Annotated in this window: 13 protein-coding genes; 4 read left to right on the forward strand and 9 right to left on the reverse strand. The window is 50.2% G+C overall.

Annotated elements, in window-relative coordinates; genetic code table 11:
* Position 1: 1 nt before the first annotated feature.
* The 4 genes from BS29_RS09075 to murI all read right to left on the reverse strand — a co-directional run bounded on the left by BS29_RS09075 (position 2) and on the right by murI (position 4,761).
* On the reverse strand, positions 2-1,576 hold the full coding sequence (locus BS29_RS09075; protein ID WP_229953346.1) for a cisplatin damage response ATP-dependent DNA ligase: 1,575 nt from the start codon (positions 1,574-1,576) through the stop codon (positions 2-4).
* A gap of 3 nt (positions 1,577-1,579) precedes the next feature.
* Positions 1,580-2,578 carry a ligase-associated DNA damage response exonuclease gene (locus BS29_RS09080; RefSeq protein WP_229953347.1) on the reverse strand — a complete coding sequence of 333 codons (999 nt, stop codon included), beginning with the start codon at positions 2,576-2,578 and terminating at the stop codon, positions 1,580-1,582.
* A gap of 46 nt (positions 2,579-2,624) precedes the next feature.
* On the reverse strand, positions 2,625-3,839 hold the full coding sequence (gene hemA / locus BS29_RS09085; protein ID WP_229953348.1) for a 5-aminolevulinate synthase: 1,215 nt from the start codon (positions 3,837-3,839) through the stop codon (positions 2,625-2,627).
* Between the two features lie 109 nt (positions 3,840-3,948).
* Positions 3,949-4,761 (reverse strand): glutamate racemase, encoded by an 813-nt coding sequence (gene murI / locus BS29_RS09090; protein WP_229956840.1) that lies wholly within the window; start codon positions 4,759-4,761, stop codon positions 3,949-3,951.
* Positions 4,762-4,911: 150 nt separating this feature from the next.
* Between murI and plsY the strand changes: the two genes are divergently transcribed.
* The 3 genes from plsY (at position 4,912) to topA (ending at position 9,331) form a co-directional block, all read left to right on the forward strand.
* On the forward strand, positions 4,912-5,505 hold the full coding sequence (plsY, locus tag BS29_RS09095) for a glycerol-3-phosphate 1-O-acyltransferase PlsY (protein ID WP_229953349.1): 594 nt from the start codon (positions 4,912-4,914) through the stop codon (positions 5,503-5,505).
* A 28-nt stretch (positions 5,506-5,533) separates the two neighbouring features.
* On the forward strand, positions 5,534-6,646 hold the full coding sequence (dprA, locus tag BS29_RS09100; RefSeq protein ID WP_229953350.1) for a DNA-processing protein DprA: 1,113 nt from the start codon (positions 5,534-5,536) through the stop codon (positions 6,644-6,646).
* 111 nt (positions 6,647-6,757) lie between these two features.
* A complete protein-coding gene (topA, locus tag BS29_RS09105; RefSeq protein WP_229953351.1) occupies positions 6,758-9,331 on the forward strand; it encodes a type I DNA topoisomerase in 2,574 nt (857 codons plus the stop codon).
* 116 nt (positions 9,332-9,447) lie between these two features.
* Here the strand turns inward: topA and BS29_RS09110 are convergent, their stop codons facing one another.
* From BS29_RS09110 to lepB, 5 genes are all read right to left on the reverse strand, one after another.
* Positions 9,448-9,849: a hypothetical protein gene (locus BS29_RS09110; RefSeq protein WP_229953352.1), complete on the reverse strand. Its 402-nt coding sequence runs from the start codon at positions 9,847-9,849 to the stop codon at positions 9,448-9,450.
* 241 nt (positions 9,850-10,090) lie between these two features.
* Positions 10,091-10,738, reverse strand: coding sequence for a PilZ domain-containing protein (locus tag BS29_RS09115; protein ID WP_229953353.1), 648 nt, complete (start codon positions 10,736-10,738; stop codon positions 10,091-10,093).
* A 241-nt stretch (positions 10,739-10,979) separates the two neighbouring features.
* Positions 10,980-11,873 carry a GTPase Era gene (era, locus tag BS29_RS09120; RefSeq protein ID WP_229953354.1) on the reverse strand — a complete coding sequence of 298 codons (894 nt, stop codon included), beginning with the start codon at positions 11,871-11,873 and terminating at the stop codon, positions 10,980-10,982.
* Entirely contained in the window at positions 11,870-12,538 is a 669-nt protein-coding gene (gene rnc, locus BS29_RS09125; protein WP_229953355.1) for a ribonuclease III, read from the reverse strand. The genes era and rnc overlap by 4 nt, the downstream gene beginning before the upstream one ends.
* Entirely contained in the window at positions 12,531-13,337 is an 807-nt protein-coding gene (lepB, locus tag BS29_RS09130; protein ID WP_229953356.1) for a signal peptidase I, read from the reverse strand. The genes rnc and lepB overlap by 8 nt, the downstream gene beginning before the upstream one ends.
* Positions 13,338-13,495: 158 nt before the next feature.
* Here lepB and pgi point away from each other — a divergent pair, with 158 nt between their 5' ends.
* A complete protein-coding gene (gene pgi / locus BS29_RS09135) occupies positions 13,496-14,989 on the forward strand; it encodes a glucose-6-phosphate isomerase (RefSeq protein ID WP_229953357.1) in 1,494 nt (497 codons plus the stop codon).
* The last annotated feature ends 16 nt before the right edge of the window (positions 14,990-15,005 follow it).

Consider the following 15,005-nt stretch of genomic DNA (forward strand, 5'->3'; position numbering starts at 1 on the left):
TTTAAGTGATTAACTTTTCAAGCGTCACGATGCGATCAGCTTCCTCCGCAGGCTTATCCTTTCTTATTCTGGATATTCTTGGGAACCGCATCGCAAGTCCTGATTTATGGCGTTTGCTTTCATGGATAGAATCAAATGCAACTTCCAGAACCATAGTCTTAGCAACTTCCCGAACTGGACCAAATCGGTTCAGCGTATTTTGCCTTACAAAACGATCAAGCATTTTGAGTTCTTCGTCTGTAAAACCCGAATAAGCTTTGCCAACCGGATATAACTCCCCTTCCTCTGTCCAGCATCCGAAAGTGTAATCTGAGTAGAAAGAAGATCGTTTCCCCGATCCTCGTTGGGCATACATCATGACACAGTCAGCGACTAAGGGATCGCGCTTCCATTTAAACCACAGACCCGTTTTCCGGCCTGAAATATAGCTGCTATCCTTCCGCTTCAACATGACGCCCTCAATCGCAGCATCTCGTGCGCCGTCACGAAGCATGCTGAGATGATCAAAGTCTCGCGCTTCCAAAATAGCTGATATATCAAATCGTTGCGGGTCCAGCATAGGAACAAACGACTTAAGGCTTTTTCGGCGTTCAACCCAACTGTTGTCGCGTAAATCCTTTTCGCCATCGAATAAGATATCGTAAAGGCGAACGAACGCAGGAAATTCGGCCAACATTTTCTTTGAAACTCTTTTGCGGCCCAGTCTTTGTTGAAGAGCATTGAAGCTCGCTGCTTCTCCACCCTGAAATTCTCCCCGCACCAGAAGTTCACCATCTACGACGCCGACCGACTTATAAGCGTCAGCAATATCTGGAAATGAGGCAGTTATATCATCTCCCCCACGGCTAAAAAGTCTCGTTTCCTGTCCTGTTCCGACAATCTGAACACGAATCCCATCCCATTTCCATTCGGCTATATATTCCGCCAAATCGAGAACTCTGTCTTCGAGTGGATGAGCAAGCATAAACGGTCTAAAAAATGGGACTCCGGTTAAGTCTGGACGATCAGCTTTACCTTCTCCCCAGGCAAACAGTTCGGCGTAGGGCGGAGCGAGCGCGTGCCAAACTTCTTCGATGTCTTCAACAACCATATCAAAGGCCTGCGCAAATGCCGTTTTAGCCAACCGAGCTGATACCCCGACACGCATACCTCCCGTCGCGAATTTCAGTAAAGCATAGCGCTCGTTTGCTCCCATGCCATCCATGAATTTAGCGAGTAGGCCAGGTGCATCTGACCGACTTACAGCCGCTAACTCGTCAACAATCTGGCTAACAGACAACATTTCCGATCCTGAAACAGGGTCGGGATCAGGCCAAATCAGGGCTACCGTTTCTGCGGTATCTCCAACAAAATCTCGGCTAAGTCGAAACAGCGTTTCATCCACACGCTCGTTGGCCATCTTGCGCACTGCGGAAGCTTTTACTGTAGGAAAGTCAATCTCTCCGGTTAGCGCTGCTAACACCCATCCCCGATCTGGATCTGCTGCAACCTTCAGATATTCGCTGATCAATCGAAGCTTCCCATTGCGGGACCGGGTATAAATCAGACTATCCAGAAGATTTGCAAACGCCCGCATTTTTTAGTCGTCTTCCTCTTCACGCCCGACCATTTCCAAGGCTCTGGCTTTCATTTGATTGAGCGCGCACCAGTGGATCAATGCATCTTCTCGGCCATGTGTTATCCATGTTTCTTTCGGAGCGACTTCCTTGATGGTTTGAGTCAATTCGTCCCAGTCCGCGTGGTCTGACATGATCAATGGAAGTTCAACGTTGCGCTGGCGTGCTCTTTGTCTAACCCGCATCCAGCCTGACGCCATGGCGGTAATAGGTTCGGGCAAGCGCCGACTCCAGCGGTCATTCAATGCTGACGGAGGTGCCAATATGATGTGCCCGCGCATTTTTTCTTTTTCGGTCGTCATGACAGACTGGATATCGCCCAAATTCACGCCATGTTCTTGATAGAGGTTGCACATTTTTTCCAAAGCGCCGTGCAAAAAAATCGGTTCATGATATCCAGAAGCCCTCAGTTCTCCGATAACACGTTGTGCTTTTCCAAGAGCATAGGCACCCACTAATATACAACGGTCAGGATTCATTTCTTTAGCCGATATCAGCTTTTGGATTTCGACCGACGTGTCGGGATGTTTGAATACAGGGAGACCGAAAGTCGCCTCAGTTATAAAGACATCGCAAGGAATGACTTCAAAAGAAGCACAGGTTGGGTCGGAACGCCTTTTGTAGTCCCCCGTCGCCACAACGCGCTCACCTTGAAACTCCATCAAAATTTGAGCAGAGCCAAGTACATGCCCTGCTGAGTGATAGCTGAATTTCACTCCGCCAAGATCAAAACTGTCGCCGTAGGGCACGGGCTGTCCAGACGCTGTGCCATAACGAAGTTTCATAATCGCGAGCGTTTCTGGGGTTGCCCATACTTTTTCGTGACCGCCGCGCGCATGGTCGGCGTGCCCATGAGTAACTAGTGCACGTGAAACCGGTCTCGCTGGATCAATCCAAGCATTTGCCGGCTTGATAAATATCCCGTGAGAATGAGGTTCTATCCACTGAGCTGCATTGGGCATATGAACTTATAGACACGAAAGCACTAAAAGTTCCAATGGAAGGCGATCAAGCTGCCAGCTGCAATTCCATGCGACCCCAGATTTCAACCAATGCGGTAGTGATATCTGCCATCATTTCTTCGGTGTGGACAGGTCCTGGCGTGAAACGCAGCCGTTCAAGACCACGTGGTACAGTGGGATAGTTGATGGGTTGTACATAGACGCCATATTCTGCCAGTAAAATATCGCTGATTTTCTTTGCCTTAACCGGGTCTCCTACCAGCAATGGAACAATATGGGTTGTTGAATCCATAACTGGAAGACCGGCCTCGGTGAACATGTTTTTCAATAATTGTGCTGCAGCTTGTTGTCCATCACGCTCAATACTAGACTGTTTGAGGTGACGCACACTAGCCAAAGCTCCGGCGACAAGAACCGGGGACAGACTAGTGGTGAAGATAAATCCAGGAGCATAGGATCGGATGACATCGATAATCTTTTGATCGGCTGTAATATACCCACCCATAACACCGATGGCTTTAGCCAATGTTCCTTCGATAATCGTAATGCGGTCCGCCGCTCCATCTCGTTCGGAAATTCCTCCGCCATGTTTTCCGTACATGCCCACAGCATGCACTTCATCGCAATATGTAAGGGCATTATATTTGTCGGCTAAATCACAGATCTCGTGCAGTGGCGCCACATCGCCATCCATTGAATAGATGCTTTCGAATGCGATCAACTTAGGAGTATCGGCTTCCTCTGCCGCTAGTAGTTCCTCCAGATGCTCTAAGTCATTGTGGCGGAAAATCCGTTTTTCACAACCGCTATTTTTGATTCCAGCGATCATAGAAGCATGGTTCAATTCATCTGAAAAGATCACGCAACCAGGAAGAATTTTGGTTAGTGTCGAGAGCGTTGCTTCATTTGAAACATAGCCGGATGTGAACAGAAGGGCGCCAGATTTGCCGTGAAGCTCAGCTAGTTCGTTCTCAAGTTGCACGTGATAATGCGTGTTACCGCCAATGTTACGGGTGCCGCCAGAACCTGCGCCTACGTCATGCAGAGCTTCTTCCATCGCAGCGATTACATCTGGGTGTTGTCCCATGGCGAGATAATCGTTGGAGCACCAAACAGTAACCGGTTTCGGGCCGTTATGGTGCGCAAAGCAGCGAGCGTTCGGAAAGGTACCCTTGTTTCGTAAGATATCAATAAAGACACGGTAGCGACCTTCGCTGTGAAGACGGTCAATCGCTTGAGAAAAAACCTTATCGTAGTCCACGTTACACCATTCCCTGTGTCATTTTCTTACCAAGCGATCCCTCTGAAAGGCCCATTAGCGTCCTTTGTGCTTAATTTCCAGCGCGAACCATTCGCAATAAGCATAGACGCTAAAGCTCATCAAATTCGGTCAGTCCAAAATGGGTAAGTGTTTGATGATAAGGCTGGAGTTGGGTAACCGCGCCAGTTGTCACAAAGGTACCATTTTTAGCGGTTTTCGGCCACTCTGTATCGCTTGTCAGATAGTTTATTCGTTGCGCAATGCCACGTGAACCATCGATAAATTGAATGGCTCTGACAAAAGATTTTTGCAATTCCTCTTGCACCAATGGAAAGTGTGTACATGCAAGGACAACGGTATCAATTTGATCACCATGCTCTTGCTTCAACAGTCCTGCGACCGCATCATCTATGAACTTCTGGTTAGAAGTCTGGCCGCGCAGCTTGGTCTCGGCAGCCTCCACAAGATCTGGTGCTCCAAAACGTATTAGCGTTTTGTCTGACGCAAACTCCGCGGCAAGTCGGTCAACATATGGCTGACGGATAGTCGCACGCGTTCCCAGAAGCCCAATTACTCCAGTTTTCGTCACTAGACTGGCTGGTTTGATGGCGGGGACTGTTCCTACGACTGGTATGTCCAGAACAGAGCGGACAACGTCAAGTGCTATGGTTGATGCCGTGTTGCAGGCGATCGTTACCAGTTGAGGGTTGTAGCGTTCGACCAAGCGCCCCAAAAGCAGAGGAATTCGGGTAGAAAGCTCTTCCTCCGACTTCATGCCATATGGCATTCCTGCATAATCTGCTGCATAAACAATTGGTGCATTGGGCATTAAATTCTGAGCTTCTTTAAGAACCGATAGTCCGCCAATTCCAGTATCAAAAAACAAGATAGGCTGGGTTGCTTTTGATCGATTGCCTGCCATCACTGCACCCCTAGCCAACGGTCAATTCAAATTGTCAATCGTTTCGATTGATCTTACAACTGGTTGAACTTACCTGTTTTTACAATGCAAAACCCTTGCTCAAGACCGTTCTTACAGATAGCTCTCAGAAATTAAAGGGGATTTGGTACGATGCAATCCATGTGGATTGAACCAATTTTGGCTGTTTTCTTCGGTTATATGCTGGGGGCGGTACCTTTTGGTCTTCTGCTCACCAAAATAACCGGAGGAGGTGATCTTCGAGAGATTGGTTCCGGGAATATTGGTGCGACAAATGTTTTGCGGACCGGCAATAAAGCTATAGCTGCGCTGACGCTTTTGTTGGATGTTGGTAAAGGTGCCGTGGCGGTGCTGATTGCCGCGGAAATCGATAGCGGTTTGGGTGTTTTGGCCGGCATGGGCGCCTTTTTGGGGCATCTTTACCCGGTTTGGCTGAAATTCAAAGGTGGCAAAGGTGTGGCAACCTTGCTGGGCATAGTTGCCGCTTTGGACCCTATATTGGGACTAGTATTCGCTGTCATTTGGATCGGCGTTCTGCTCATATTCCGCTATTCATCGGTTGGCGGCATGTTGGCCTCGGTTTCCGTGCCAATCACAGCAGTCGTCCTGAATCACTATTCGTGGATTCCCATGTTTATCGGCTTTGCCTTGCTTGTAATCTGGAAGCATCGCGCTAATGTCGAACGCCTCATGGCAGGCGAAGAACCGAAAGTCGGAGCCTCCTAATTCCCCCTAACCGTTAAACGGTAATGAGATGAACGATACATTTGATCGGCTGCGGCTGATTCGATCTGCGAATATTGGCCCTGTCGGTTATGCCCAGTTGATCCGTCGCTATGGTAGCGCAGCCTGCGCACTCGAGAAAATCCCTGAACTGGCCGCAAGAGGTGGGGGCAGGGCACCGCGCCTGGCAGACCGCGCTGCGATTGAACAAGAAATAGCCCAAAGTGAAAAGCTCGGCGCGCGCTATCTGTTCTTGGGCGATACCGATTATCCCCCTTTGCTTGCAGAGCTCAACAACGCACCACCAGCAATCATCTGGCGTGGTCATCTGTCCTTACTCAACCATCCCACAGTCGCCATCGTGGGCGCACGCAATGCTTCAGCAGCTGCATGCCGGTTCGCACGGGACTTAGCCAACAGCCTCATGAACGAGGGTGTCTCGGTGATATCTGGCCTCGCCAGGGGCATAGATACTGCTGCTCATCAGGGGGCTATCACCAAATCGACCATAGCGGTTATTGCGGGCGGGATAGACGTGCACTATCCGCCTGAGAATAAAGATCTGCAAGAGCGTATCGCAAATGAAGGTCTTTTGCTGGCCGAACAACCTCCCGGAACAGAACCCAAAGCCCGCCATTTCCCTTATCGAAATCGGATCATCGCCGGCATTGCGCAAGGCACCGTGGTCATCGAAGCCGCCCCCAAATCCGGATCCCTTATTACGGCGAGGCTCGCTGGTGAAGCAGGACGCCATGTCATGGCCGTGCCCGGTTCACCGCTTGATCCGCGGTCGCGCGGGTGCAACGGGTTGATCCGGGAGGGCGCGACGCTCATCCAATCGGTCGATGATGTACTGGAACTGATTCAACATTTTGACGAGCGGGCAGCAGGTACGACCAGGCCTGATGACCTGTTCGCTCCGGCCAACTACGATTTTACTTTACGAGAACCGCAAGCAGACGAAATTGATTCTAAAGCTCGGAAACTATTAAACGAGCTACTCAGCATGACTCCGGTGTCGGTTGATGAGCTGATCCGGCAATCCAGCCTGTCAGCAGCGGCAGTGCAAATGTTCCTTTTGGAGCTTGAACTGGCCGGGCGATTGATTCGTCACGCCGGTGCCCGCGTAAGTTTGCCTAGTTGAAATCCTCTAAAATTCGGCTAAACGGCATTTTCGTCGATCAAGGGCTTGACGAACGTCCAACCTGTGCAACAGCCTCGCGCGTATACGTGAGACAAATGAAAATCGGAAAATATGCAGCTAGTAATTGTTGAGTCACCCGCCAAAGCGAAAACAATCGAAAAATATCTGGGTTCGGATTTCAAGGTATTGGCGTCCTACGGTCATATCCGCGACCTGCCGCCGAAAGATGGCTCGGTGGACCCTGACGATGGTTTTTCCATGGTCTGGCAACCCTATTCGGACAAGACCAAGCAACTGAAAGCAATTACCGACGAATCCAAAAAAGCTACCCGCCTCGTTCTCGCAACTGACCCTGATCGTGAAGGAGAAGCGATTAGCTGGCACGTGCTTGAGGTTCTGAAAAAGAAAAAGGCGCTGCCGGAAAAAGTTGATCGGGTCACGTTCAACGCAATAACAAAATCCGCAGTCACCGATGCCATGGCCCATCCACGCACGCTGGATGACGACTTGATCGATGCGTATCGTGCGCGCCGTGCGCTCGACTATCTTGTAGGTTTCACTCTTTCGCCCGTGTTGTGGCGCAAACTGCCAGGCGCGAAATCCGCTGGCCGTGTGCAATCCGTCGCCCTGCGCTTGATTGTTGAACGCGAGCGCGAAATCGAGGTTTTTGATCCTCAGGAATATTGGTCTGTCACATCACAGATGGAACAGGGCGGTCAAGCTTTTGAAGCCCGGCTGACCATTCATCAGGGTAAAAAGCTTGCCAAGATGGATCTCTCCAATGAGGCAGAGGCCAACGTTGCCAAGACGGCGGTTGAAAACGGCCTGTTCACGATTGAAACGGTCGAAACCAAACCGCTAACCCGCAACCCGCCGCCACCGTTCACCACTTCGACCCTGCAACAAGAGGCCGCGCGCAAACTCGGCTACTCGGCCAGTCACACGATGCGGATTGCGCAACAGCTTTATGAAGATGGTGCGATCACCTATATGCGTACAGATGGCGTGCAAATGGACGACAGTGCCATTTCTGCCGCACGCAAGGCGATTTCAGATCGCTATGACGCCAGTTATGTTCCTGACAAGCCGCGCGTCTACAAATCCAAGGCGAAAAATGCGCAGGAAGCGCACGAAGCAATCCGCCCGACCAATTTTACCCGGGACACCATGGGCAGTGGGGATCATGCAAAGTTGTACAGCCTGATCCTGAAACGCGCCATGGCCAGCCAGATGGCGGCCGCTCGTCTGGAACGCACAACCATCGATATGCTGGACGGTACCGGTCAAACCGGATTGCGCGCCACCGGACAGGTCGTGAAATTTCCGGGCTTCATGGCACTCTATGAAGAAGGGCGGGACGACAGCAAGGACGAAAATGGCGGCTTGCTGCCAGCAATGGTAAAAGGTGACAGTCCGGCCAAGCAATCTGTCGAAGCCAACCAGCATTTCACGCAGCCGCCACCGCGATATAGCGAAGCCAGCCTGGTCAAGAAGATGGAAGAACTCGGCATTGGACGGCCTTCCACCTATGCCTCAATCATCAAGACGCTGAAAGATCGCGCTTATGTGCGAACGGAAGGAAACCGTTTCTTTGCAGAGGAAAGCGGGCGACTCTTAACTGGTTTTCTGGAAAGATTTTTCCAACGCTATGTCGCATATGAATATACGGCCGAACTTGAAGACGAGCTCGACGAAGTCAGCGGTGGCCGTGCGGAATGGCAGAAGATTCTCGAAGCTTTCTGGCATGATTTCAAACCGAAGACTGCCGAAGTCATGGAGAAACTGCCGTCCGAAGTGACAGCAGAGCTCGACAAATTCTTGGAACCCTATCTGTTCCCGGAAAAAGAGGATGGTAGCGATCCACGGCTGTGCCCGCGCTGTAACGAAGGCAAACTGGCGCTGCGTGGCGGACGTTTTGGTGCCTTTGTAGCCTGTTCCAACTATCCCGACTGTAAATATACACGCCGCTTCGCTCAAGGCGGCGGTGCCAACGCTGCTGAGGATGAAGGTCCGCAGGATCTGGGCATTGATCCCGATACGGATGAAAAAATCGCCAAAATGGTTGGCCGGTTCGGCCCTTATGTACAGCGTGGTGAAGGTAAGGAAGCCAAACGCGCCTCCATACCAAAAGATGTTCCTGCAGAAGATTTTGGCCTGGAATGGGCGTTAAAATTACTCTCATTGCCTCGTGAAGTTGGCAAACATCCGGAAACGGGCAAGGAAGTGAACGCGCAAATTGGTCGCTACGGTCCCTATCTGAGCCATGATGGCAAGTCCGCGCGGCTTGAAAACACGATGGAAGTGTTTGAAATCGGCATGAACGCTGCCGTTGCGAAGCTTGCCGACGCCGCCAAAAACGGCAAAGGCGGTCGCCGGGGTGCAGAGCCGTTGAAAATCATGGGCAAACATCCACGCACGGATGAAGAAATCAAGCTGATGGACGGCCGCTATGGTCCCTATGTTACCGACGGTACAACCAATGCGTCGCTGCCCAAGACGGTAGACAAGGATCAGTTGACCTTGGAGGAAGCCGCGCAACTGATCGATGACCGCGCGGCCAAGGGACCGGCCAAGAAGCGCAGGAAGAAGGCGGCGCCGAAGAAGAAAGCGGCTACCAAGAAAAAGCCTGCCGCGAAAAAGAAACCGGCGGCGAAGAAGGCGACTGCGAAGGCAAAGGCGGAGTAGACTGGGTTTTTCGGTCGAATCTTGAAGTGATATAGGTGCTTTTCTGATGTCGGCTATGGCGAAAAACCCACAGCATAAGCATTAAGAAGGTTCCGATTTTGTCAACTTGGACAAAATCAAAAGTCTGGTGACAAATTCTCTCTAAGTAGGTTGGGGCAAAGAAACTCAGATTCAAAGAGACTATTAACCCAAGGCAAGGAATTAAATCTCGGATAGATCATCGAACCTTCTGCAAAGTAGGCTGCTCTTAACAATAGTGCTCGAGCTTGATTGAAAGGTAATTTACGAATCTCCTCAATTCCATCAATCAAGGATTGGAGTTCTGAGATTTCTTCAGGAGACTTAGCGTAGTCGATCGCAAATGCATCCGCTTCCGCATGATAATTCAACCTGTCCAATTCAGCGTTGCCAATTTCACCGGCTATATATTTTTCAGCGCCTCTCAAACCGTTTCTCAAACCATCCTGGGGGATGAGGTGTTTGTGCTTCCAGCAGCAAGCGATTAGAAACTTATGCAATTGAGGGACTTGGGTGCGGAGAAAGCGAGGTTGCTCATGATGTAATATCTAGAGCATTTTTGGAGCACTTTTAGAAGATGCCCATTCTTCATTAGTCATGAAATCAATCAGCCTTTGATATGCTTCAGCTGTCTATACGATGGTCATTTGTATTAGGAAGCCCGTCCGTTTTCAAAATAACGCAGACATGCTAAAACGGCCCTTAATCGCTCAACCCAAGTCAACCAACCCTGCACCAAGCTTAAGGCTTCAGTTCGTTGGTGTAAAAATTGGCCAGCCAGTCCGTTATTTGCGGAACGGAAACCCGTTTGTGGAATTTGATGCCAATCTCGGACCCTTTCTGCCATCGAACGGTACCGCTGATGTCCCCTAATTTGGGCACGACCAAGGTCAACTGATTCCCAACCTCACAAAGATAATCGGCATTGATCCGGATTCCCGCAGGCGAAATATCGCAAATTTCCGCTTTTACCAACGTAGAGCCGATACGGAAAACAATGGCCTGCTGCATATGTACGCGCGGCAACCGTGAGAGCTGGTACTTATTGTTCACCCTTAGGCTTGCAAGCAGATCGTTGACGTTGATTTCATTCTTGAATTGCATGCCAACCAGGGCATCCTTGCGCCAACGGATAGTCGCGGTCAGTGCAACGTCATCGGTGAGAGCGACGGTTGCGGTTTCATCCATTTCGAAACTTGGGTGAATCTCAACCAAAACCCCGCTGCCGGAAATATTCTTTATAAATCCCCATCCTTCTGCAGGGCCGGATGTTATTTTTGCCAAACGGAACACGGTAAGCTGCCGCTCTTTTTTCCGGCGCTCTTGGGGAGCTTTGGCATTGCCAAAATTCAGGGCTTCTGTTGCAGCTGGTTGAACATTACCGACCATTTATTTCACCTTGTCCTTATGAGGATAAAAAGAGTGGCTCAATTTTGTGCGAGGTCTGATGTCAGCAATGCTAAGGTCACAGCCCAAGAACACTCTTCTGATAACGGTTGGTTGGTCGGCATCTTAAGGGATGCTTGTCAGTTAAATGTGCGAACGGCTGTTAACCATTCTGTCGCGCCGTCAGTCAGGTGATAATCAAAATATCACTTTCTGATATTTGGGTGCAATTTGACCCGTTCAGCTACTTGACCCAATCGAGTCCCATATCCTGATAGAGGCTTTGGTCTTCATCCCAATTGGAACTTACTTTGACATGGAGATATAGGTGCACGGTCTTGCCCAATATCTCGGATAATTCCGCGCGCGCCCTTGCTCCGATTTCCTTGATCTGGTGACCGCCTTTGCCAAGGATGATGGCACGTTGACTGGCTTTCTCGACCAGGATTTGCTGGTGGATTTCCAGTGAACCGTCCGGACGTTCTTTATATTGCTCCATCGCAATCGCGGTTGCATAGGGTAGTTCGGCGTGGAGCTGGCGAAAAACCTGCTCCCGGGTGATTTCTGCTGCCAACAACCGTTCGCTCGCGTCCGAAACCTGATCTTCGGGAAAATGCCATGGCCCTTCCGGCATTGCATCGACCAGATAGGCTTTTAGTTCCTCTAACCCATCCCCGGTTTTTGCGCTCACGAAAAAAGTTTCCTGAAAAGCGCAAAGGTCGTTGAGCTTCATGACATGGTTCAGCAACTTGTCTTTTGCAGCAATGTCCACCTTGTTCATGACCAGAATAAGCTTTTCCGGACGGCGTTTGATCCGCTCCACGATCGATGTGACTTTAGGGCCAAGGCCAGTGCGTGAGTCTACCAGCATGACTATTATGTCAGCATCTTCCGCGCCTTCCCATGCCGCAGAGACCATTGCCCGGTCCAACCGGCGCCGCGGCTCAAAAATTCCGGGCGTATCAACGAGAAGAAGTTGTGCCTCCTCTTCAATCGCGATGCCCAACAGGCGTGTGCGCGTGGTTTGCGGTTTGGAACTGGTAATGGCGACCTTCTGGCCAACTAGCGCATTGATCAGGGTTGATTTTCCGGCATTCGGCGCACCGATCAGTGCCACTACTCCGCATTTTTGGGTCATGTATGCTTTTCCAGAAATAGCTTCGCCGCCTCGGTCTCGGCAGTCTGTTTGGAGCTTGCTGAGGCTTCCACTGCACCGACCTTGTTGACACTTACCCGAACAGTGAAACGCAAGTCATGATGAGGTCCGGACTTCTCCACAAGTTCGTAGACCGGCATTTTGCGATTATGGGCCGCGGCCCATTCTTGAAGTGCAGATTTGGGGTGACGAATGTCCTGCGCCATGCCCGTTATGCGTTCGCCCCAATATTGGAGGATAAAATGCTTTGCTGCGTCTATCCCATGATCAAGATAAACCGCGCCGATGAGTGATTCCATCACATCGCCCAGCACTTTGGTGCTTTGCCGTGCGCCGTCATCGCGCGCCTGTTTTCCGAGCAGCAAATAATCCGACACACCAATTTCCCGAGCAATGTCACCGCACACCTTGCCGGAGACGAGGCCATTAAGTCGTTGTGACAATTTGCCTTCCGGTTCGCTGGGAAACTGCTGATAAAGCTGCGCAGCAATGGTCAATCCAAGTACGCGATCACCAAGAAACTCCAGACGCTGATAGTCACCATCTCCAAAACTGCCGTGGGTAAAGGCCTGAATGTAAAGCGTCTCGTCCGCCGGTTTTTCCCCGATCAATTGGGCAACCCAGTCGAGAAATGCCTTTTTATTCAAAACCCTCTCCAATGCGCTCCCATCGTGCTGCGCTGAACCATGTCCACGGTTTGATCCATTCTGCAGAACCGTCGGTTGAGAATACCGATACGAGCGCTCGTCCTACCAGATTTTCCTGCGGAACCATACCTATCGCTTGCCCCTCAACCGCTGGGAACCGACTATCGGCACTACGGTCGCGATTGTCGCCCATCAGGAACATATGCCCATCGGGCACAACGAAGCTTTCGGTGTTGTCGCCGGCAGACGCTTCGTTGACGTCGAGTATGTTATAGCTTCTGCCATTGGGCAGCGTTTCACGATATTGAGGATAACGGCAAATTCGTTGTCCCTCGGCGTTAGTGGTTTCGAAATAGGTCGCATAACAGGGGCTATTGGGTGAAACCAAATGCGTATAGTCTTCAATCTTCTCTCGCTCGACAGGAACGCCATTGATCGACAAGGCCCCATTGGTGACCTGAATAATATCACCAGATAGTCCAATGACCCGCTTGATATAATCATCATTGCCGCTTGGCGGGGCTTTGAACACGACGACATCGCCAGGCTCTGGCTTGTTGGCCAATATCCGCCCGGGAATGACAGGCACGCTGAACGGCATGCTGTATTTCGAATAACCATAAGGCCACTTCGCGACCAGCAAATAGTCGCCAACCATCAGGCGTGGCTGCATCGATTCCGAAGGGATATTAAAAGGTGAGACAATGAAACTGCGCAAAATAATGACGAATAACGCCAATTTTACGAGAAAAATCATGAAATCAGCGGTCTCAGAACGCTCTGCAGTTTTATCTTTCATCGCGCCCCTTTGCTTATATTGATGCGTGCGGTCAAGAGACAGTATTTAACGACAATTTTCCCCAATTTGACCTTGTTCACCGGAAAGACGCAATATAGAGCTACGTTCACGAATATGGGGCGTATAGATCATTGTAAATAACCAGAAAGAAATGTGCTTTGGATCATTGGAACGCGATTGAAAATCACCCTGTATCAACCCTAGATGGCTTGTTCGAGAGCGATCCGAAACGTGCTGAAATATGGAGCTTCGAACAATCGGGTATCTATTTCGACTTCTCAAAGACGCATTTGGACAACGGGTTATTGCAGGAATTTCAAAAACTCGCGGATGCAAAAGACCTTTCAGAACAGATTGAAGCACTGACAAGCGGTGCAGTTATAAACATCAGTGAGAACCGTGCCGCAGAACATACCGCTGAACGTGGAACAGGTTCCGCAACCAGTGTCGAAAATGCTCGGTTGTTGAAAAACCGCATGCGCGGTTTGGTGCAGGCGATAGATGACGGTGCTTTGGGTGATATCGAATCTATCATTCATCTAGGCATTGGCGGATCTGCGCTGGGTCCTGAGCTGCTACTAGAAGCCTTGAAAATCGGCGATGAAAAATATCAATTAGCGGTCATTTCGAATATCGACGGCTGTGCGCTAGAACCTGTGCTCGAGCGCTTTGATGCGCAAAAAACGCTACTCGTAATAGCCTCAAAAAGCTTCACCACTGCCGAAACTTTTTTAAATGCCCGATCTGTTATCGATTGGATGACAGAGCAGGGCGTTTCCGATCCTTTTGGGAAAATCGTTGCATTGACAGCCAAGCCCGAAAAGGCCGTCGAATGGGGTATTGATGAAAGCCGGATCCTACCATTTTCGGAAACCGTTGGCGGTCGCTATTCTCTGTGGTCCTCCATTGGCTTCAGTGTCGCGCTTACCCTGGGCTTTGAAGTTTTTGATGACCTGCTAGCTGGCGCAGCAGAAATGGATCAACATTTCAAAAGCAATGCATTTGACCAAAATATCCCTGTGATTGCTGCCTTCTGTGACCAATATTATAGTCAGGCACGCGGATGTGAGACACGCGCTGTATTTGCCTATGATGAACGATTGACCTTGCTTCCCGACTATTTGCAACAGCTTGAGATGGAGAGCAATGGCAAGTCAGTACTGGCAGATGGTACAGCACTGGATCGACACAGCAGCGCAATCGTTTGGGGCGGGGTAGGGACTGACGCCCAGCATGCGGTATTCCAACTACTGCACCAGGGCACACATCTTGTGCCAGTAGAATTTTTGGCAGTGATCGAGCCAGGACACTCGCTGGCCACAGAACATCATCAAGGATTGTTGCTCAATTGTTTCGCACAGAGTGCAGCGTTGATGGCCGGTAGCACATCCGATGATAGTAATCGAAATTATCCGGGTGACAGACCATCAACAACGTTATTACTGGACGATCTCGACGGACGTACCTTAGGTGCTCTCATCGCTTTTTATGAACATCGCACTTTTGTAAACGCGGTACTTTTAGGCATTAACCCATTTGACCAGTTTGGAGTTGAGCTGGGGAAAGAAATGGCGAACGCGCTATTGGCTGGAGACAGTAACCAAATGGACGCTTCGACCGAAACACTCAAAAACCGGGCATTTCCAGCCTGAGTTATCAAGGAATTAC

The organism is Parasphingorhabdus litoris DSM 22379 (assembly GCF_020906275.1).
Lineage (GTDB): Bacteria > Pseudomonadota > Alphaproteobacteria > Sphingomonadales > Sphingomonadaceae > Parasphingorhabdus > Parasphingorhabdus litoris.

Bases quoted from the DNA above. Each gene is read 5' to 3' on its own strand.
- BS29_RS09075 (WP_229953346.1), bottom strand. From the start codon at position 1,576: ATGCGGGCGTTTGCAAATCTTCTGGATAGTCTGATTTATACCCGGTCC.
- BS29_RS09080 (WP_229953347.1), bottom strand. From the start codon at position 2,578: ATGCCCAATGCAGCTCAGTGGATAGAACCTCATTCTCACGGGATATTT.
- murI (WP_229956840.1), bottom strand. From the start codon at position 4,761: ATGGCAGGCAATCGATCAAAAGCAACCCAGCCTATCTTGTTTTTTGAT.
- plsY (WP_229953349.1), top strand. From the start codon at position 4,912: ATGCAATCCATGTGGATTGAACCAATTTTGGCTGTTTTCTTCGGTTAT.
- dprA (WP_229953350.1), top strand. From the start codon at position 5,534: ATGAACGATACATTTGATCGGCTGCGGCTGATTCGATCTGCGAATATT.
- topA (WP_229953351.1), top strand. From the start codon at position 6,758: ATGCAGCTAGTAATTGTTGAGTCACCCGCCAAAGCGAAAACAATCGAA.
- BS29_RS09115 (WP_229953353.1), bottom strand. From the start codon at position 10,738: ATGGTCGGTAATGTTCAACCAGCTGCAACAGAAGCCCTGAATTTTGGC.
- era (WP_229953354.1), bottom strand. From the start codon at position 11,873: ATGACCCAAAAATGCGGAGTAGTGGCACTGATCGGTGCGCCGAATGCC.
- lepB (WP_229953356.1), bottom strand. From the start codon at position 13,337: ATGAAAGATAAAACTGCAGAGCGTTCTGAGACCGCTGATTTCATGATT.